Genomic DNA, 19,901 nt, shown 5'->3' on the forward strand with positions numbered 1-19,901 from the left:
GAAGCAGCCACCATTTAAAGAGTGCGTAATAGCTCACTGGTCGAGTGACTCTGCGCCGAAAATGTACCGGGGCTAAACGTATCACCGAAGCTGTGGATTGACACCGTCTGGTGTCAGTGGTAGGAGAGCGTTCTAAGGGCTGTGAAGCTGGACCGTAAGGACTGGTGGAGCGCTTAGAAGTGAGAATGCCGGTATGAGTAGCGAAAGACAGGTGAGAATCCTGTCCACCGAATGCCTAAGGTTTCCTGAGGAAGGCTCGTCCGCTCAGGGTTAGTCGGGACCTAAGCCGAGGCCGAAAGGCGTAGGCGATGGATAACAGGTTGATATTCCTGTACCACCTCTTTTCCGTTTGAGTGATGGGGGGACGCAGGAGGATAGGGTAAGCGCGCTGCTGGATATGCGCGTCTAAGCAGTTAGGCTGGTGATGAGGCAAATCCCGTCACCGTTAAGGCTGAGCTGTGACAGCGAGGGAAATATAGTACCGAAGTTCCTGATTCCACACTGCCAAGAAAAGCCTCTAGCGAGGAAAAAGGTGCCCGTACCGCAAACCGACACAGGTAGGCGAGGAGAGAATCCTAAGGTGAGCGAGAGAACTCTCGTTAAGGAACTCGGCAAAATGACCCCGTAACTTCGGGAGAAGGGGTGCTCTGGTAGGGTGCAAGCCCGAGAGAGCCGCAGTGAATAGGCCCAGGCGACTGTTTAGCAAAAACACAGGTCTCTGCGAAGCCGTAAGGCGAAGTATAGGGGCTGACGCCTGCCCGGTGCTGGAAGGTTAAGGGGAGTGCTTAGCGCAAGCGAAGGTGCGAACCGAAGCCCCAGTAAACGGCGGCCGTAACTATAACGGTCCTAAGGTAGCGAAATTCCTTGTCGGGTAAGTTCCGACCCGCACGAAAGGCGCAACGATCTGGGCACTGTCTCAACGAGAGACTCGGTGAAATTATAGTACCTGTGAAGATGCAGGTTACCCGCGACAGGACGGAAAGACCCCGTGGAGCTTTACTGTAGCCTGATATTGAATTTTGGCACAGCTTGTACAGGATAGGTAGGAGCCTTGGAAACCGGAGCGCCAGCTTCGGTGGAGGCGTCGGTGGGATACTACCCTGGCTGTGTTGAACTTCTAACCCGCGCCCCTGATCGGGGTGGGAGACAGTGTCAGGTGGGCAGTTTGACTGGGGCGGTCGCCTCCTAAAGAGTAACGGAGGCGCCCAAAGGTTCCCTCAGAATGGTTGGAAATCATTCGCAGAGTGTAAAGGCACAAGGGAGCTTGACTGCGAGACCTACAAGTCGAGCAGGGACGAAAGTCGGGCTTAGTGATCCGGTGGTTCCGCATGGAAGGGCCATCGCTCAACGGATAAAAGCTACCCCGGGGATAACAGGCTTATCTCCCCCAAGAGTCCACATCGACGGGGAGGTTTGGCACCTCGATGTCGGCTCATCGCATCCTGGGGCTGTAGTCGGTCCCAAGGGTTGGGCTGTTCGCCCATTAAAGCGGTACGCGAGCTGGGTTCAGAACGTCGTGAGACAGTTCGGTCCCTATCCGTCGTGGGCGCAGGAAATTTGAGAGGAGCTGTCCTTAGTACGAGAGGACCGGGATGGACGCACCGCTGGTGTACCAGTTGTCTTGCCAAAGGCATCGCTGGGTAGCTATGTGCGGAAGGGATAAGTGCTGAAAGCATCTAAGCATGAAGCCCCCCTCGAGATGAGATTTCCCATCACTTTATGTGAGTAAGATCCCTGAAAGATGATCAGGTAGATAGGTCTGAGGTGGAAGCGTGGCGACACGTGCAGCTGACAGATACTAATCGATCGAGGACTTAACCACAAATTTAGCGAACTCGGAATACTTTCTTTTCTTCATACCTTTATCTAGTTTTGAGAGAACGATGTTCTTTCAATTTCATACTTAGTCTGGTGATTAAGGCGAAGAGGTCACACCCGTTCCCATGCCGAACACGGAAGTTAAGCTCTTCAGCGCCGATGGTAGTTGGGGGATCTCCCCCTGTGAGAGTAGGACGTCGCCAGGCTGGTATGAATAATTTATATCGTCGCGGGGTGGAGCACAACCGAATAAGCTTCGGAGCTTTACATCAGCGCACCGATTGAGCCGCATCTTGAATTATCCCTTTGAAATCGGGGTGGTTCAGAAAGGAAAACTCGAATCGGATATCAGTTAAATATCACCTTATATTATCGTCGCGGGGTGGAGCAGTTCGGTAGCTCGTCGGGCTCATAACCCGAAGGTCGCAGGTTCAAATCCTGCCCCCGCAATACCATTTTTTTATCTGCTTCTTATATTAAGGAGAGATATTTTGACCGAATGAAATTTATTCCTTACTTTAAGGTAGGATATTTTGACTTCGTCAAAAATCCCTGGTCCGGTAGTTCAGTTGGTTAGAATGCCTGCCTGTCACGCAGGAGGTCGCGGGTTCGAGTCCCGTCCGGACCGCCATCTATGAATTTATGAGTTTAGCGAAACGATGTTTCGTTATTTTTTTTGTCTTTATGAAAGATTTTTTGCTCAACTTGCCAAAATCGGGTAAACTACATATATACTTCATCCTTAGGAAATGACCATTATCCTAAGGTTTTTTTATTCCATCAAAGGAGAAATGTATGGCTACGTATGAATTAGTAACAAGCAGCCCTGAGCAAACGGGGGAATTTGCCGGCCGGCTTGCCGAACTGCTTCAGGAGAATGATGTATTGACATTAGAGGGTGACCTCGGAGCAGGGAAGACTACTTTTACTAAGGGTCTGGCCAAAGGCTTGGGAATCAAGCGCAATGTGAACAGTCCTACTTTTACCATCATCAAGGAATATCAGGGAAGGCTTCCTCTGTATCATATGGATGTCTACCGTTTGGATGATTCTTTTGAGGATTTGGGGTTTGATGAATATTTCAACGGCGGCGGTGTGACGGTTGTTGAATGGGCGCATTTAATTAAAGAACAGCTTCCTGATGAGAGGCTGGCTATATCGATATTAAGAAAGTCCGACCAGGAAAGGACGATCCTCCTGGAGCCGGCAGGGAATAGATATGAAATGTTATGTAAGGAGATTTTTGAATGAAGGTCCTTGGGATTGATACATCCAATTATCAATTGGGAATAGCGCTTGCCAGTGATGAGGAAGTCATTGGGGAATATATCACGAATATAAAGAAAAACCACTCTCTAAGAGCGATGCCGGCTGTGGAGATGTTGATGAAGGAGTGCGGCATTTCCGCGTCTGAACTGGACAAGATTGTGGTGGCGGCCGGTCCTGGCTCGTACACAGGCGTTAGAATAGGTGTAACGATAGCAAAGACCCTTGCCTGGACACTGAATATACCTGTAGTGGGTGTTTCCAGCCTGGCTGTATTGGCTTCTTCAGGGAGATATTTCAATGGGTTGATTTCTCCTTTATTTGATGCCAGAAGAGGACAGCTGTATACAGGGCTTTATAAGTTCACGGATGGCAAATTGGACTGTCTCAAAGATGATGCGAATCTGCCTGCGGAACAATGGGCAGAAATGCTAAGTGAATATGATGAGAAGATATTGTTTGTCGGACATGATGTGAAAATACATCAGGAAGTACTGAATGATAAGCTTGGGAACCAGGCGGTGATGGCTGAAATGACCAGTCATAATCCTCGGCCTTCAGAACTGATCAGGATTGGGATGGATATGCCTGAAGAAAATGTACATGAAATAGTGCCGAACTATATCAGGCTGGCTGAAGCGGAAGCAAAGTGGAGAGAATCTCAAAAATAGCAGGTAAACTGGGGAATGGTTATGAGTGAGTATACAATAAGGTTAATGAGTACAGAAGACTTGGACGACGTCATGGAAGTGGAGAACCATTCATTCTCCATTCCATGGAGCCGGGATGCTTTTTATAATGAAATTGAAACGAACCACTTTGCCACATACATAGTCATTGAAGAAGACGGCAAAGTCATTGGCTATTGCGGAGTGTGGATCATTGTGGATGAGGCGCATATCACCAATATTGCCGTTCTGCCTTCATATAGAGGAAAAGGCCTTGGTGACAAGCTGATGGGCGGCATGATTGAGATCACAAAGGAAATGGGTGCCAGGACCATGACACTTGAAGTGAGGGTGAGCAACACTCCGGCCCAATCGTTATATAGAAAGTTTGGATTCCAGGAAGGCGGGATCCGCAAAAATTATTATTCTGACAATCAAGAGGATGCATTAGTTATGTGGGTGAAATTATATGAGTAAAGACACGTATATTTTAGGAATGGAAACTAGCTGTGATGAGACTGCGGTTTCCATCGTAAAAAACGGGACAGAGATCCTTTCAAATGTTGTGGCCTCTCAAATTGAGAGCCATAAACGGTTCGGCGGGGTAGTCCCGGAAATCGCTTCCAGACATCATGTCGAACAGATCACCATTGTCATTGAGGAAGCTTTGGATCAGGCCGGAATGACCATGAAAGAGATGGATGCGATTGCCGTAACAGAAGGACCTGGACTTGTAGGTGCTTTGTTGATAGGCGTCAATGCGGCAAAGGCTCTGGCATTTGCGCATGGACTGCCTCTTATCGGTGTCCATCATATTGCCGGCCACATCTACGCAAATCGTTTAGTGACAGAGATGAAATTTCCTCTACTATCATTGGTCGTGTCAGGAGGCCATACAGAATTGGTCTATATGAAAGAACACGGCTCCTATGAGGTCATTGGGGAAACCCGTGATGATGCTGCTGGTGAAGCATACGATAAAGTCGCCAGGACACTTGGACTGCCTTATCCAGGAGGTCCTCATATTGACCGATTGGCTGCAGAGGGAAAACCGGAGATTGATCTGCCAAGAGCATGGCTGGAACCTGATTCCTTTGATTTTAGCTTCAGCGGATTGAAGTCTGCTGTAATCAACACTGTCCACAATGCTGAACAGCGCGGTGAAAAAATTGCGCCGGAAACACTTGCTGCAAGCTTTCAGGAAAGTGTCATAGATGTGCTTGTGACAAAAACGGTTAAAGCAGCAAAGCAGTATGAGGTGAAGCAGGTGCTGCTGTCCGGTGGAGTGGCAGCGAATAAAGGCTTGCGCCATGCATTGGAACAAGAGTTTGTGGCTTTAGAAGACATAGAGCTTGTGATACCTCCGTTGGCTCTTTGTACAGACAATGCTGCGATGATAGCAGCAGCTGGGACGATTGAGTTTGAAAAGGGAAAACGGGGAACGATGGCGATGAATGCCAATCCCGGCCTTGATATCGAGAGTTTTTAGGCTTGAAAGAGCAATCTTTCAAGTCTTTTTTATTGGTCCTGAAAGTGGGGATAAGGTGGGGATATTCAAATACATCCGTGATTGGTATGCAGGATAGGTTGAAAAGTAGAACTTACATAGCAAATCTACCTGAATTCATACACAGCTGAGGATAAAACTGTGAATACACCATCCATTCTTAAAGAATTACCCCCAGGATTTCCACACTTCTTGTACACCTTCAAATGTTTATTGTCGAAAAATGAGGGAATATGAAAGTAACTACCTTTGCTCAAATAGGAACACCTGTTTTGTACACAGGTTGTGGATAAGTTGTGAATAAGCTGCCATTTCTATGTGTAAAAGCCTAAGGAAAATTTTCCTATTTTTTTGTGGGTAATGGGGATAACTGTGGATTAAATTGTGGATAGTGTGGAAAAGTGTTGTGAATAAAGAGAAATAAACAACTTTTCTGTGAATAAACTTGTGGAAATAAAGAGTACATATTAGGATGAAGTCTTAACAAAGACTGTGAATAAACAGAAAAGGCTGCAGGGAATTAACCTGCAGCCTTTTTTTATGATTGTAGAAGTTCTTCAATTTCTGTCCATTCTTCCATATATTCTTCCAACGACTGTTTTGCCGTTTCTAACTCTTGATTCAGCTTAATTACTTTTTCGTGATCTTGGAAGACCTCCGGATCACAGAGTTCTGTCTCTAATTTGCCAATGGTTTCTTCCAGTTCTTCCATTAAGGTTTCGAGCTCTTCCACTCGTCTTCTTCGCTGTCTCTCCAGCTTTTTAGCCTCTTTATCCTGTTGATAATTTTGTTTTTCGGTTTTTACCGGCGCCTGACTTTGCACCTTATTGCTTTCCTCAAGTTGGGCAAGTTCAAGAATCTCACTTTTCTTCTGCAGATAATAATCATAATCTCCAAGGAACTCGGTCGCTTCCACCGAGGATAACTCGATTACTTTAGTGGCTATCCGGTTAATGAAATAACGGTCATGGGAAACAAACAGGATGGTCCCGGGATAATCGATCAAAGCCGATTCCAATACTTCCTTGCTGTCGAGGTCCAGATGGTTTGTCGGTTCATCGAGAATCAACAGATTCGCTTTTTGCAGCATCAGTTTCGAAAGGGCGAGCCTCGCTTTTTCTCCGCCGCTGAGAGCTGTTACGGGTTTCAGAACATCTTCTCCTGAGAAGAGGAAGTTCCCCAGTACAGTCCGGATCTCTTTCTCGTCTTTCATCGGATATTCATCCCAGAGTTCATTTAAGACGGTTTTGTTGGATGAAAGCTCGGCCTGTTCCTGATCGTAATAGCCAATGGATACGTTTGAACCAAAGGTGAAATTTCCGCCGATCGGCTGCAATCTCTTGATCAGTGTTTTTAACAGGGTTGATTTACCGACGCCATTCGGTCCTACTAATGCTGCACTGTCCCCTCTTGACATCGTCATATTAAGGGAAGATGAAATGACATCATTTCCATATCCGATTGCCAGGTCATTCACCTTGAGGACGTCATTGCCGCTTTGACGGTCAATCCTAAATGAGAATGTGGCTGATTTTTCATCACCTTTCGGGCGGTCCATCAGGTCCATTTTTTCGAGCTTTTTCCGCCTGCTCTGCGCAAGTTTGGTAGTGGAGGCGCGGGCGATATTTTTTTGTATGAAGTCCTGCAGTTTGGCGACTTCTTCCTGCTGGCGCTCGTACTGCTTCATCTCTCTCTCGTACATTTCCGCTTTCATTTCAAGGAACTGGCTGTAGTTGCCGTGGTATTTCTTTGAATTGGAACGGGAAACCTCATACACCTGGTTCACGACTTTGTCTAGAAAGTAGCGGTCATGGGATACGATGAGGATGGCGCCTTCATAGCCTTGGAGATATTGTTCAAGCCATGACAGGGTATCGATATCAAGATGGTTGGTAGGCTCGTCCAGAATCAGGATATCAGGTTTTGTCAGAAGCAGCTTTCCAAGAGCAAGTCGTGTTTTCTGTCCACCGCTTAAGGTCGAGATGGGAGTGTTATAGTCAAAATCGGCAAAGTTCAATCCATGCAGCACAGAACGGATATCCGCTTCAAACTGGTAACCGCCTGACTCTTTGAATGTAACCTGGATTGTGTCATATTCCTTCAGCACTCTATTATATATCTCTTCATTTTCATATACAGCCGGATCCGCCATCTGCTGCTCGAGTTTGCGTAAGTCTTCTTCCATCTTTCGGAGGTAGTCAAAAACCGAGAGCATCTCTTCCCAAATGGATAAACCCGATTCAAGGCCGGTATGCTGTGCAAGATATCCGATCGAGACTTCCTTGGGCTTGATGATTTCTCCTGAATCATAAGAGAGCTGGCCGGAGATAATCTTTAATAAGGTAGATTTACCGGCACCGTTTCTTCCGACAAGGGCGATCCGGTCACGGTTCTGGATTTCGAGTTTTATATTCGATAGAATCACATCGGCCCCAAAGGACTTTACGATTTGATTAACTTGTAATAATATCATTTCATTCACCTCTATATAGTAGGCTCTTTTAAAGAAAGAAGAGCTCTGAAAGCAAGCAATATACATCATGGTTCTATTAGTATAGTGTATCGTAAAATCAATGGCGGCGGCAATATAAAGGGTGCGGAAGACTCCTGGCGGGACAGACACAGTAAACAAAATAGTGTATGATAATAGAAATGAAATCAACGGTTTACCATGAAAAGGAATTGACATATCACTGTAACAAGCACAGAATGAAAAAGGATGACTTCGCACGTTCATATGGAAGCGTTATCAGTGGAAATGAAGTGAGAGGTAAGCTAAAAGCTCAAGCGAAATAAATGTGGGGGAATGGCAATGAATCAGGAAAGTACAAAGATTCCACAAGCGACAGCTAAACGGCTGCCGTTATACTATAGATTTATCAAAAACTTACATTCTTCGGGAAAACAGAGAGTTTCCTCCAAAGAACTGAGTGAAGCGGTTAAGGTAGATTCCGCGACAATCCGCAGGGATTTTTCCTACTTTGGTGCATTAGGGAAGAAAGGTTATGGATACAATGTAAACTATCTGCTGTCTTTCTTCAGTAAAACACTCGACCAGGATGCGCTGACGAAGGTTGTGCTGATTGGTGTAGGGAATCTGGGTACAGCATTTCTTCACTATAATTTTATTAAAAACAATAATACTAAAATAGAAATGGCATTCGATGTAGATCCTGACAAAGTAGGCTCTGTCATTGGGGATGTACCGGTTTTCAACCTTGATGACCTGGAGAAGCACCTTGAGGATAACGGAATTGAAGTAGCCATTATGACGGTTCCGGCGGGAGCTGCCCAGAACATTACGGACCGACTGGTTGAAGCAAACATCAAAGGCATCTTGAACTTCACGCCTGCGCGGCTGACCGCTCCGGATCATATCAGGATCCATCATATTGACCTGGCAGTCGAGCTGCAGTCACTCGTCTATTTCTTGAAAAATTATTCTGAGGATGACACTGAAATGTCACAAGATGAAATAGAACTTGATAGCCAAAATAAAGCCGATAAGTTATGATAGAACAAGGAGGTGAGCGTTATGCCACTAGGACCAGGTAGCCTCATATTGATCGCAATTGTTGCTCTATTAATTTTCGGACCGAAGAAATTGCCGGAGCTGGGTAAAGCAATGGGAAATACATTGCGTGAATTCAAAAACGCAACAAAAGGCTTAGCAGACGAAGACGACGATAAAAATAAAGATGCTAAGTAAATGTAAGGATTGAACGCTATGAGTCATAATGAAATGACAGTTTATGAACATATAGGTGAACTCAGAAAACGGCTCATGATTGTAGTCGTTTTCTTCGTGTTAGCATTTATAGGCAGCTTCTTTCTCGCAGAGCCGCTGATCAGAGGTCTGCAGCACGCCGATGAAGCAAAAGAGTTGACGATGAATGCATTCAGGCTGACAGATCCATTGAAGATTTATCTGGAGATGATGACGTTCATTGCGTTGATCCTGACATCTCCGCTCATTCTCTTTCAGTTATGGGCTTTTATCAGCCCGGGGCTGCATGATAGAGAAAGAAAAGTAACACTAAGCTATATTCCGATTTCCCTGCTGCTGTTTCTTGGGGGATTATCCTTTTCCTATTTTATTCTCTTCCCGTATGTCGTGAAGTTCATGATGAATTTATCGGATGAATTGAATATCCAGCAGGTCATCGGAATCAATGAATATTTTCATTTCCTTTTTCAGCTAACCCTGCCTTTTGGGTTGCTGTTCCAACTTCCGGTTGTCATGCTGTTTTTAACAAGGCTCGGAATCATCACCCCGATGTTCATGGGGCAGATGCGACGCTATGCGTATTTTATTTTGCTTGTCATCGCAGCGTTCATCACGCCGCCGGACATCGTCTCACATATGATGGTGACCGTTCCGCTTCTATTGTTATATGAAATCAGTATCTGGATTTCAAAGATTGGCTATAAAAAAGTGCTCGAAGCCGAACAGAAGCTTCAGAGGGAATTATATGAAGAAGAAAGAAACAGAGAGGAATGACCTTGACAGGTTGTTCCTTTTTTGTTGTATAGGAAATTATAAGCGTCTTAGGGGTAGATACAAAGATTGATTTCTGCATCCAGCTCCAGCGCCTAGCCCCTCGGGTCATAAGCCAATCCGTCAAGAAGGTCAAAGAGCGACCTTCCCGCCGGCTCGTCTTATGCCTGTCGGGGCTGATCAAGGCGCTTGCGCTTTTGTTCTTGCCATAAAAATTGGAAAACAGGGACTAAAACCCAAGAACATATCTCCCCGTGTTCATAGTCTATAGTGTCACTGACTAGAAAAAGAATGAGGAGGAATATGCTCGTGAACCATCATGGATTTGACTCTCAAGATCAAAGAATTTTTGGCCGTCCAGGATTCGGATTTGGCCGCCCAGGCTTCGGCTTCGGTCGACCGGGATTTGGTTTCGGAAGGCCAGGGTTTGGATTTGGCGGGTTCGGAAGACCTGGATTCGGCTTTGGTGGATTTGGGTTTGGGGTTCCATTCTTAACAGGATTGGCGGCAGGTGCCCTGTTGACGCCTAGACCTTATTACTATCCTTATTATCCGCCTTACCCGTATTACTACCCGTACTATTATTAAGAAAAGGAGCTTTCCTGTTTAGGCAGGGAAGCTTTTTGGGTTTGTTGTTTGAGGCAAAAAAAGAAGCCCTAAAATGGACTTCTTCTACTTTTTATTATTCAAATGTTTCTTGATTTTGAAGTGCATGGCGACCATCCTGACTCCTGAACCAAAATCTAGCGTGGCCAGCAGCACCATCAAATAAGAGAAAAATCCCCAACCATGGTCATTTACATTTCGAATGGCAAAGTACGTAAATAAAACCCCGAGGAGGATGTAAAGTATCCCGCTGAACAAAGGTGATCTCCTCATAAAAATAATCCTCCTATAAATCCTTGAATTCTCTCCGCTTCTTCAATCATCCGTTCGATATCTTCCCTGAAAATGGACTGCATCAGCACCACGAGTGAGTTCATGGAAACATGAGCAATGATCGGCACGATGATCCGCTTTGTTTTTACATATAGGAAAGCAAAAGTGAAGCCCATCGCCGAATATAAGAGCACATGCTCTGGCTCAAAGTGGGCAAAAGCAAAGATGACGGAACTGATCAGTGCGGAAATGATAAATGAAAAGCGTTGATATAACACGCCGAAGATGATTTTCCGGAACACAATCTCTTCCAGGATGGGTCCGATGACCGCAGCGACAATCATTGCCAGAGGCACGGTATCTATAATGTTAACAATGGTTTTCGTGTTTTCCGATCCCATCTCGATGCCGATCAGGGTCTCGATGTTGATGGCTATAGACTGTGCGAAGAACGCCATGAATATACCGGCAATTGCCCAAAACGTGGACACACCAGCAGACATGGGAGCTTCTCTCTCAAGACGGGTCGTTGTCTCAGACTTCCGTAAAATAGCCCAAACCACAAGCAGCGTAATCGAGAACGAAATGACCAGCCAATATCCGGGAACAATCGCTTCTGCACGCTCGCTGGACTGGTTGAACCAGTTCACGCCGAGATAGTACAGCACCGGAATCCCGATAATGCTGGAAAGCTGCATAATGATATAGGCAATAAGAACATATCCGTATTGTTTTTTCAACGTGATGTCTCCTTATATAGATCTCTAAAATCCGATCCTTATTAGCTTCCGCTTTTCTTTACAATTCTACTAATAAAGTGTCGTTTTCGCAAAGAAAGTGGATTTATTCTTTTATACGTAAGAGCCTGTCTGATAAGAACCTGAAATTGAAGTTATTCATGTAAAGCAGATACAATAGTGCTCTTGTTTGAACGAAGATATGCAGCTGGATTTTCAAAGAAAGTACAGGAGTAACAGGATAAAGATGGAGTTATGTATTTACATTGGAGAAGTAAATACACGAGTCAATAAAAAAAGACGACGACATGTATCCAGTCAGTGAAAGTAGATACATGAAGTGCCTGAAACAAGTCAAGAGGTGTATCCAGATTGCGATTTATAACATAATAAGGGCAGCCCCTAAAGAAATAAGTATACAAATCCCATGTCCCACATAAAATAAGAGGGTGTGCTTTTTCGGGAATTTTGACGAAAAAAAATTTAGGCAGGACTCTTGCAAAATGAAAACGAATTAATTATTATAATAGTTGTGTTAGCACTCACCTCAAACGAGTGCTAATAAATGAAAATTTTACATAATATTACGAGGAGGTTGTTTCACTTGTTAAAACCACTAGGTGATCGCGTCGTTATTGAGCTAGTAGAGTCAGAAGAAAAAACAGCAAGCGGTATCGTTTTACCGGATTCAGCTAAGGAGAAACCTCAAGAAGGTAAAGTTGTTGCTGTAGGTACAGGCCGAGTTCTTGATAATGGTGAGCGTGCAGCTCTTGAAGTGGCTGTCGGCGATAAAATCATCTTCTCTAAATATGCTGGTACAGAAGTGAAATACCAAGGCACAGAATATCTGATCCTTCGTGACAGTGACATTCTGGCTGTAGTCGGCGAATAATCAATCTTTAACTAAAAATATACCTAACCAATATAAGGAGGTCTTTTATAATGGCTAAAGATATTAAATTCAGCGAAGAAGCGCGCCGTTCCATGCTTCGCGGTGTGGATCAATTAGCAAACGCAGTAAAAGTAACTCTTGGACCAAAAGGACGCAACGTGGTACTTGAGAAGAAATACGGTTCTCCACTAATCACAAATGATGGTGTGACAATCGCGAAAGAAATCGAGCTTGAAGATGCATTCGAAAACATGGGTGCGAAGCTTGTTGCTGAAGTTGCAAGCAAAACAAACGAAATTGCTGGTGACGGTACGACTACTGCAACGGTTCTTGCGCAGGCAATGATCCGTGAAGGTCTGAAAAACGTTACAGCTGGTGCGAACCCTGTAGGTATCCGTAAAGGTATCGAAAAAGCGGTTCAATCTGCAGTTGAAGAACTGAAAGCAATCTCTAAACCAATCGAAAGCAAAGAGTCCATCGCACAAGTTGCGGCTATCTCTGCTGCTGACGAAGAAGTTGGTCAATTGATCGCTGAAGCTATGGAGCGCGTTGGTAACGACGGCGTAATCACAATCGAAGAATCTAAAGGATTCTCTACAGAGCTTGACGTTGTGGAAGGTATGCAGTTCGACCGCGGATATGCGTCTCCTTACATGGTAACAGACTCTGACAAAATGGAAGCAGTCCTTGAAAATCCGTATGTCTTGATCACTGACAAGAAAATCGGAAACATCCAGGAAATCCTTCCTGTCCTTGAGCAAGTTGTACAACAAGGCAAGCCATTATTGATCGTTGCTGAAGATGTTGAAGGTGAAGCTCTTGCTACATTAGTAGTGAACAAACTTCGCGGAACATTCAATGCAGTAGCTGTTAAAGCTCCTGGATTCGGTGACCGTCGTAAAGCTATGCTTGAAGACCTTGCGATCCTTACAGGCGGTGAAGTAATCACAGAAGATCTTGGACTTGATCTTAAATCTGCGAACATCACTCAGCTTGGACGCGCAGCGAAAATCGTTGTCACTAAAGAAAACACAACAGTTGTTGAAGGTGCAGGCGAGCCGGATCAAATCTCTGCCCGCGTAAACCAAATCCGTTCTCAAATGGAAGAAACAACTTCTGAATTCGATCGTGAAAAATTACAAGAGCGCCTTGCTAAGCTTGCAGGCGGTGTAGCGGTAGTCAAAGTTGGTGCGGCTACTGAAACAGAATTGAAAGAGCGCAAACTTCGTATCGAAGACGCATTGAACTCAACTCGTGCGGCTGTTGAAGAAGGTATCGTTTCCGGTGGTGGTACTGCCCTTGTGAACGTATATAACAAAGTAGCTTCCCTTGAAGCTGATGCTGATGTCAAAACAGGTATCAACATCGTTCTTCGCGCACTTGAAGAGCCAATCCGTCAAATCGCTCACAACGCAGGTCTTGAAGGATCTATCATCGTTGAGCGCCTAAAGAAAGAAGAAGTCGGCACTGGCTTCAACGCAGCAACTGGCGAGTGGGTAAACATGATCGATTCTGGTATCGTGGACCCAACAAAAGTTACTCGTTCTGCTCTTCAAAACGCAGCATCCGTTGCGGCAATGTTCCTAACTACTGAAGCAGTAGTTGCAGACATTCCTGAAGAAAACCCAGCCGGCGGCATGCCTGACATGGGCGGCATGGGTGGAATGGGCGGCATGATGTAATAAGTGTCCCCAGCCTAAAAAAAGAGGTTTCCCCTTAGTTCTTTGAACTATTGGGAAACCTCTTTTTTATATCTCTGCCTGTTGTTTATACATGAATAACACAGGTAATGGTTGGTGATGTTATATAATGACATCCAGCCGAAAGTGAGGAACCCCTATGCCGCGCCAGAAGTTTGAGTCAGCTGACATAAATCCCCGATATTCCAAAGGGCGGATTTCCCCATTCGGCACCAACTCGCTGTATCCGCGGATTCCATGGGTGGCAGCATGGTGGTCGCTGACCTTCCCGGGTTTCGGCCATATGTTTGTGGGTAAATATCTTCATGGTTTTGTGCTGATCATTTGGGAGCTTGTGGTGAATACCCAGTCTAATTTGAATATGGGAATTGCCTTAACCATGCTCGGCAGGTTTGAAGAGGCCAAGGCTCAATTGAACCAGGATTGGGTGTTGCTCTATATGTCCGTGTATGTCTATAGCATCTGGGACAGTTACCGAAGTGCGGTTGAAATCAATAAAAGCCATGTCTTGTCCGAAGTGGAGGATGCACCTATATCTCCATCTAATGTCAGTTTTTTTGATGTTGTGATCCTTGATAAGAAAAAGCCCTGGATTGGGATGGTATGGTCGTTCTTATCACCAGGTTTAGGGCAGTTATATAGCGGGAGTACGGTTGTCGGTACTTTTATTTTGGCTTGGTGGATATATGTCACTTACAAGGCAGGGGCCATAAGTGCCTGGCTTCATTCGTTTCTTGGAGACTTCGATAGTGCCATTATGGCTGTAGACTGGCAATGGTTTCTTTTCCTGCCGTCTATGTACGGTTTTGCGATTTATCAGGCGTATGCGTCGGTCAATCAAAATAATACCCTTTATGATATTGAGCAGATACGTTATCTAAGAGTGAGGGATGAAAACTTGGCACCAAAAGACTCAATGAACAGCGGTTCATTACAAATTCTTTCAACCTTTGAACACTCCCCGTTTGTGGAAATGGCTATCCACGATATGGAGACGCTGGGGATTTCTCCACAAGATATCATTGCACTTCCGATGGAAAACCTTGAATCTGAAACACATATCCTGGACTCTCTGCACAGAGTTGATGGCAGAAGCATCCTTGATGGGGCTATGGTGGGAGGAACGGTCTTCATGCTCCTGGGTTCCATATATGGATTCATTTTGGCATGGGGACCTGTCATTTGGGGGCTGATTGGCTTGGTGGGTGGATTCATTGCAGGACTGCTGATCGAATTAGCCATCAGTAAAAATAAAACAAAATTATTTTCGAAGCGCAAAAGTGAAGTGATTGTCCAGGTAACTTGTACCTCTTCTCAGCAGGACAAGCTGATTAATATTCTAAAGAACCGCAGGGCGACTGGATACCTTGTTCTGCCTCAACGAGTAGTTTCTGATACATAAAAAAAGAAAAGGCTGCCCTGAACGAAAATGCAGCCTTTTGGTGTTTCCGGACAGCAGTCATAATGTTATCTCCTGCCTTCTAAAAATGCCCCTGCAATTTCATTAAACTTCTCACTATGCTCCCAGAACATGAAGTGGCCGCCCAATACTTTAACCGTAGCTTTTGGGGTTAACTTGCTAAGATAGGCTGTCGCCGTTTCTGCCCAATGCTCTGCCACAATGAACAGAGTCGGGATCGATTCACTGCCGCGCAATGCTTCTTCACGGTAATCAGAGAAAAGACCCGAAGAAAACAAATTGGCGGCAATGTAGTATGGTGTTTTCAGTGATTGCTCAACAATCCACGTCAGTTCTTCTTCTTTCACCTCCCGCTGGACCATGACACCGGAGGCGTAAGCTGAGATGAAGTCCCGCTGGCCTTTGGGATTGCGAAGATAGTTCGTGTAAGCTGCAGCCATGTCATCAAGAGGTCCTTCCACCCAATCCTGATCCTGCTGAAGGGATAAAGATTTTGGAGGCATATCAACCAAAATGAGTGACTGGATCTTGTCTGTTCCGAACTGACGGATATACTCCCAAGCTGTTAAGCAGCCGAATGACCAGCCGACAAGAGTTGGATTTTCCACTTTTAATGCTTTCATTACTTTTTGCAGGTCTGTTCCATGTGTAACATAGTCATTTCCATGAACCGTCATCGTCGAACGGCCGTGGCTCCTGGGATCAATCACAATTGTCCGGTAAGATTGTGAAAAATGCCGGACCTGCTCCGCAAAAACTTCTGTCGTAAAGGTGAAGCCCGGGATAAAAACAAGGGGCTCTCCAGTACCGGTATCCTGAACAAATAATTCAATTCCCGGCTCCACTTCAATATACTTTCCATTAACAGCCTTCATCAGTTGCCTCCTAAAATACAATTTTATTCTTCACAAAAGACATATTTAAATCATATTCACAGGTTATTCATTCAATAACAGATTAAGCATGAGAAAGTCTACCTTTCTAGGACTCACAACAAAACCAGATGGTTATCATTTTTAGTAAGGTAGATAGAATTTCAAAGGGTTGATTGGAGTGGAAGGTGTGAGACCTCCTGCGGGACTAGCGGGACAGGTGAGACCCCGCAGGCGAATCCAGCTCCAGCGGCCAGCGACTAGCAGATTTCGGTCTCCTTCCTTGCGATAAGTCATCATCAACTCACTTTGTTCGTTGTGATTCCTTTATCTCATGCAGGACCCCTCCAATCTGTACGTCGCTAAGCGGCCGCTTACGCTTTTTATGAAGCCGAGGAGGCTCACCGCCCGCCCCGCGGAGTCGCACACCTGGAACGCAAATCAACAAACCCGCTTAAATTCACAAATCCTCCCACAATACTTCGCAAAGATTTCAAATTTATATTCTATACTATATGATGTTGGGTAAACTTGAACTAAAAGAAAGGATTAGAGGTCCTTCATGAATAAGATCTTACTTTTTGCATTACTGAGTTTGGTTTTGATCATTTCCGGCTGCCAGAATGACAGGCTGGCCGTTCCCGAAAATGCTGAAGACACACTTATGGTATCTCATTTAAAAGATCCAAGCTTGACGTTCATTGATAAAGAGACACAGAAGGTGATGGATACGGTTGAGCTGGATGAAACCATAGCAGATATGGTGCGGATCGATGATGAACACATTGCCTATATCAGTAAGGATAGCGGTACCTTAAACATATTGAATACTGCAGACGGGAACCTGAAGCAATGGGAAGACATCGGGGCAGGTGTCAATGAGCTGTTGTACAGTGATGAGACCCGACAGCTGTTTTTATCTGCGAGCGGGGGCAACCAGGTCAAGGTGTTTAATATAAATGAAGAAAAAGTGACGGCGGCCATCCCCGTAGGGAAGTTTCCATTATCGATGGCTTTGGATGAGCAGGCAGGTCTCCTGTTTGTCGTGAATCAGAAAGGTTCTTCTGTTTCCGTGATTGATGCGAATGAGCTTGAAGTGACGAGGGAGTTTTTGGTGCCTTACCTGCCAGAGGGGATTTGGTTCAAAGATTCGAAGCTCTATGTGGGAGGGCATGGTCCCGTTCATGGAGACTTGAATCGATTTGTATATGTAATCGATCCGGAGAGCGGTGGACAGCTTGACCGTATAGAGGTCGGGCTGATGCCTGTTAAGTTTTTCAGTCCTCCAGCCAGTAAAGATCTTTATGTGGTTTGTCATGGCTCACATGAACTCTATAAGATTGCTGCATATCGAGGGGCAACTGAAAAAGTGAAGGTGGGGGCGAACCCCTATGATGTGACAGGAAACAAGGATATGCTTTATGTTTCCAGCATCGACAGCAACTCTCTTTTTATATTGGATCTTGATACATTCGACATTACATCTGAAATCGACATTGATGGCGGCCCTGTTGCCATTATCGAGGGAGGGGGATCAGAGTGAATATTCTTGTTGTCGATGATGAAAAAGATATGGTTCTGCTGTTGAATTCTTACTTAAAAGCCCATGATTATTCGGTCCTTTCTGCAGGTAATGGCAGGGAAGCGGTTGATGTACTGAAAAAAGAAAGTGTTGATTTGGTTTTGCTGGATATCATGATGCCTGTCATGAACGGACTGGAAGCAGCGAAGGAAATCCGTACCTTTTCAGAGGTCCCGATCATTTTCTTGACAGCGAAAGGGAACGAAGATGACCGGGTGACAGGGTTGAAAATAGGTGCAGATGATTATGTAGTGAAACCGTTCAGTCCCAAAGAACTGCTTGCCAGGATTGAAGCGGCTCTCCGCAGGTCAAAAGGGTACAACGGCGGAAGCGCCATCAGCCAATTGATCAGTCATGAGGAATTATCGATTGATTTGAAAGGGCATGTGGTGAAAGTCGATGGAACAACGGTTAACCTGACGAGAAAAGAATTTTTGCTGCTGTCCCTTCTGATTCAGAATCAGGGCCAGGTATTCAGCAGGGAGCAGCTTCTGGACAAAATCTGGGGATTTGAAAGTGAAGGAACCGCCCGTACCGTCGACACTCACATCAAGACGTTAAGGTTGAAGCTGAAATCCGCAGGCTCCTATGTTCAGACCGTGTGGGGTGTTGGCTATAAATTCAATTAAGAAGCGCCTGAGCTATATCGGTTTAAGGCAGAAAATTTGGCTGACAATCGCGGTTGTTTCCATTATCACCGTGATGATTACGATTGGCTTGACCTTCTATTTATATGAAACACTTTATGTGGATAAACAGAAGGACTTGCTGCATCTCCAAGGCGAGAATTTGAAAGAAGCTTATCTCGAGGAAGCGGATAAGGGACGATTTCAGGAATTGATGGAGTGGACGGAGAGAAATTCCGAAGCGGATATTATTTTCACCGAGGATCCGATGAAGCTGAGTGCCTCGCTCCCGTATGGGGATATGGCAAGCGAAACCTTGATCACCTTCGAAGAAAGACAGAAGCTGTTAAGCGGTGAGACCGTAACGATGGTCCGTCAGCATCCGGTATTCAAGCAGGACATTTTAGCTGTGGCCATTCCTTTGCTGGAGGGAGATGTCCTCTCGGGTGCGATCTTTCTCTATATGCCTTTGGAGGATGTTTATGCTCCTTTTGGGTCCATTCGATATGTGCTGGCAGGTTTAGCAGCCCTCATGGTGTTGCTCGTTGTCTGGTCAGGAAGGAAGATTGCCGCGCAGATGATTCAGCCATTGAAGAAAATGGAAATGATTTCAGGACGCATGGCTGCCGGTGATTTTTCAAAGAGAATCGAAGTTTCTTCATCCGATGAAATAGGTTCGCTGGCACAATCGTTCAACCTGCTGGCGAAATCATTGGAAGAAGTCGAGAGTAATAGGAGAGAATTCCTGCAGAATGTATCCCATGAACTAAGAACCCCGTTGAGTTATATGCGGGGTTATACGGAAGCATTGCTGGAAGGAGTCATTGATACAGAAGAGCGGCAGGCTTATCTGCGGATCATCCATAAGGAGACCGCCCGGCTGACACGGCTTGTCAACGACCTGCTGGACCTTGCCCAGCTGGAAGGCGACTCCTACCCGATGAAGAAGGAGCCGATTCCATTCGCCCAGCTGGTCATGGATGTAACCCAGAGATTTAAGCTTCCATTGGAAAAGAAAAAAATCCATCTCGGCATTGAGCTTGATGAGGAGGCAATCATAGAAGGGGACCCGGACCGGCTCGAACAGGTCATCGGCAACCTTCTGGATAACGCGATTCGTTATACTCCTGAGCACGGCGGGATTTTAATAAACATGAAACAAAGCGGGGGATTCAGCGTCTTGGAGATAAAAGACACAGGCCGCGGAATTCCAAAAGAGGACTTGGAAAATATCATGGACCGTTTTTACCGGGTCCATAAATCCAGGACAAGGAACGAAGGCGGATTTGGGTTGGGGCTGGCAATCGTAAGGCAGATTGTCTTGAAGCATGGAGGCACAATTGATATCAGCTCCACACCGGGAAAGGGCACCGCGATTTCCCTGGCTTTCCGTTCCATGTCCTTTGAAGATGAGTATTTTTAGGAGGATATATGAA

General features: G+C 45.4%; 18 protein-coding genes, 2 tRNA genes and 2 rRNA genes (1 of these 22 cut by a window edge). 18 read left to right on the top strand and 4 right to left on the bottom strand.

Annotated features, from left to right (window positions below; all coding sequences use genetic code 11):
* From ACOJQI_RS01530 to tsaD, 8 genes are all read left to right on the top strand, one after another.
* Positions 1-1,822: ribosomal RNA gene (locus tag ACOJQI_RS01530) — 23S ribosomal RNA — on the top strand (it extends 1,114 nt beyond the left edge of the window).
* An 85-nt stretch (positions 1,823-1,907) separates the two neighbouring features.
* Positions 1,908-2,024: ribosomal RNA gene (gene rrf / locus ACOJQI_RS01535) — 5S ribosomal RNA — on the top strand.
* Positions 2,025-2,194: 170 nt separating this feature from the next.
* Positions 2,195-2,268 (top strand) — tRNA-Met (locus ACOJQI_RS01540).
* Positions 2,269-2,372: 104 nt separating this feature from the next.
* Positions 2,373-2,449, top strand: a tRNA-Asp gene (locus ACOJQI_RS01545).
* A 164-nt stretch (positions 2,450-2,613) separates the two neighbouring features.
* Positions 2,614-3,069 carry a tRNA (adenosine(37)-N6)-threonylcarbamoyltransferase complex ATPase subunit type 1 TsaE gene (tsaE, locus tag ACOJQI_RS01550; protein WP_421382877.1) on the top strand — a complete coding sequence of 152 codons (456 nt, stop codon included), beginning with the start codon at positions 2,614-2,616 and terminating at the stop codon, positions 3,067-3,069.
* On the top strand, positions 3,066-3,755 hold the full coding sequence (tsaB, locus tag ACOJQI_RS01555; RefSeq protein WP_421382879.1) for a tRNA (adenosine(37)-N6)-threonylcarbamoyltransferase complex dimerization subunit type 1 TsaB: 690 nt from the start codon (positions 3,066-3,068) through the stop codon (positions 3,753-3,755). Before tsaE ends, tsaB begins: the two co-directional genes overlap by 4 nt.
* A gap of 15 nt (positions 3,756-3,770) precedes the next feature.
* Positions 3,771-4,229: a ribosomal protein S18-alanine N-acetyltransferase gene (rimI, locus tag ACOJQI_RS01560; RefSeq protein WP_421382881.1), complete on the top strand. Its 459-nt coding sequence runs from the start codon at positions 3,771-3,773 to the stop codon at positions 4,227-4,229.
* The gene (gene tsaD / locus ACOJQI_RS01565; RefSeq protein WP_421382883.1) at positions 4,222-5,241 is read left to right on the top strand and encodes a tRNA (adenosine(37)-N6)-threonylcarbamoyltransferase complex transferase subunit TsaD; all 1,020 of its coding nucleotides are present in this window, start codon (positions 4,222-4,224) and stop codon (positions 5,239-5,241) included. The genes rimI and tsaD overlap by 8 nt, the downstream gene beginning before the upstream one ends.
* A gap of 556 nt (positions 5,242-5,797) precedes the next feature.
* Here tsaD and ACOJQI_RS01570 read toward each other — a convergent pair.
* A complete protein-coding gene (locus tag ACOJQI_RS01570; RefSeq protein WP_421382885.1) occupies positions 5,798-7,732 on the bottom strand; it encodes an ABC-F family ATP-binding cassette domain-containing protein in 1,935 nt (644 codons plus the stop codon).
* A 339-nt stretch (positions 7,733-8,071) separates the two neighbouring features.
* Between ACOJQI_RS01570 and ACOJQI_RS01575 the strand changes: the two genes are divergently transcribed.
* From ACOJQI_RS01575 to ACOJQI_RS01590, 4 genes are all read left to right on the top strand, one after another.
* Positions 8,072-8,773: a redox-sensing transcriptional repressor Rex gene (locus tag ACOJQI_RS01575; protein WP_421382887.1), complete on the top strand. Its 702-nt coding sequence runs from the start codon at positions 8,072-8,074 to the stop codon at positions 8,771-8,773.
* 21 nt (positions 8,774-8,794) lie between these two features.
* Positions 8,795-8,968: a twin-arginine translocase TatA/TatE family subunit gene (locus tag ACOJQI_RS01580; RefSeq protein WP_421382889.1), complete on the top strand. Its 174-nt coding sequence runs from the start codon at positions 8,795-8,797 to the stop codon at positions 8,966-8,968.
* Positions 8,969-8,986: 18 nt separating this feature from the next.
* A complete protein-coding gene (tatC, locus tag ACOJQI_RS01585; RefSeq protein ID WP_421382891.1) occupies positions 8,987-9,760 on the top strand; it encodes a twin-arginine translocase subunit TatC in 774 nt (257 codons plus the stop codon).
* 300 nt (positions 9,761-10,060) lie between these two features.
* Positions 10,061-10,345 (top strand): hypothetical protein, encoded by a 285-nt coding sequence (locus ACOJQI_RS01590; protein ID WP_421382893.1) that lies wholly within the window; start codon positions 10,061-10,063, stop codon positions 10,343-10,345.
* Positions 10,346-10,429: 84 nt separating this feature from the next.
* Here ACOJQI_RS01590 and ACOJQI_RS01595 read toward each other — a convergent pair whose 3' ends face one another.
* Entirely contained in the window at positions 10,430-10,636 is a 207-nt protein-coding gene (locus ACOJQI_RS01595; protein WP_421382895.1) for a YdiK family protein, read from the bottom strand.
* Complete coding sequence (locus tag ACOJQI_RS01600; protein ID WP_421382897.1) at positions 10,633-11,376, bottom strand: CPBP family intramembrane glutamic endopeptidase; 744 nt, start codon at positions 11,374-11,376, stop codon at positions 10,633-10,635. The genes ACOJQI_RS01595 and ACOJQI_RS01600 overlap by 4 nt, the downstream gene beginning before the upstream one ends.
* A 601-nt stretch (positions 11,377-11,977) precedes the next feature.
* Here ACOJQI_RS01600 and groES point away from each other — a divergent pair.
* The 3 genes from groES (at position 11,978) to ACOJQI_RS01615 (ending at position 15,367) form a co-directional block, all read left to right on the top strand.
* Entirely contained in the window at positions 11,978-12,265 is a 288-nt protein-coding gene (groES, locus tag ACOJQI_RS01605) for a co-chaperone GroES (RefSeq protein WP_409252644.1), read from the top strand.
* A 50-nt stretch (positions 12,266-12,315) separates the two neighbouring features.
* The gene (groL, locus tag ACOJQI_RS01610; RefSeq protein ID WP_421382899.1) at positions 12,316-13,947 is read left to right on the top strand and encodes a chaperonin GroEL; all 1,632 of its coding nucleotides are present in this window, start codon (positions 12,316-12,318) and stop codon (positions 13,945-13,947) included.
* Between the two features lie 157 nt (positions 13,948-14,104).
* Positions 14,105-15,367 carry a hypothetical protein gene (locus ACOJQI_RS01615; RefSeq protein WP_421382901.1) on the top strand — a complete coding sequence of 421 codons (1,263 nt, stop codon included), beginning with the start codon at positions 14,105-14,107 and terminating at the stop codon, positions 15,365-15,367.
* 65 nt (positions 15,368-15,432) lie between these two features.
* Here ACOJQI_RS01615 and ACOJQI_RS01620 read toward each other — a convergent pair whose 3' ends face one another.
* Positions 15,433-16,260 carry an alpha/beta fold hydrolase gene (locus ACOJQI_RS01620; RefSeq protein WP_421382903.1) on the bottom strand — a complete coding sequence of 276 codons (828 nt, stop codon included), beginning with the start codon at positions 16,258-16,260 and terminating at the stop codon, positions 15,433-15,435.
* A 559-nt stretch (positions 16,261-16,819) separates the two neighbouring features.
* Between ACOJQI_RS01620 and ACOJQI_RS01625 the strand changes: the two genes are divergently transcribed.
* From ACOJQI_RS01625 to ACOJQI_RS01635, 3 genes are read left to right on the top strand one after another with little or no spacing between them, the layout of a single operon-like run.
* Positions 16,820-17,800, top strand: a complete 981-nt coding sequence (locus ACOJQI_RS01625; protein WP_421382905.1) for a YncE family protein — start codon at positions 16,820-16,822, stop codon at positions 17,798-17,800.
* On the top strand, positions 17,797-18,468 hold the full coding sequence (locus ACOJQI_RS01630; RefSeq protein ID WP_421382907.1) for a response regulator transcription factor: 672 nt from the start codon (positions 17,797-17,799) through the stop codon (positions 18,466-18,468). Before ACOJQI_RS01625 ends, ACOJQI_RS01630 begins: the two co-directional genes overlap by 4 nt.
* Positions 18,449-19,888, top strand: coding sequence for a sensor histidine kinase (locus ACOJQI_RS01635; protein WP_421382909.1), 1,440 nt, complete (start codon positions 18,449-18,451; stop codon positions 19,886-19,888). The genes ACOJQI_RS01630 and ACOJQI_RS01635 overlap by 20 nt, the downstream gene beginning before the upstream one ends.
* The last annotated feature ends 13 nt before the right edge of the window (positions 19,889-19,901 follow it).

Source organism: Bacillus salacetis, from assembly GCF_049177075.1.
GTDB lineage: Bacteria > Bacillota > Bacilli > Bacillales > Bacillaceae_B > Rossellomorea > Rossellomorea salacetis_A.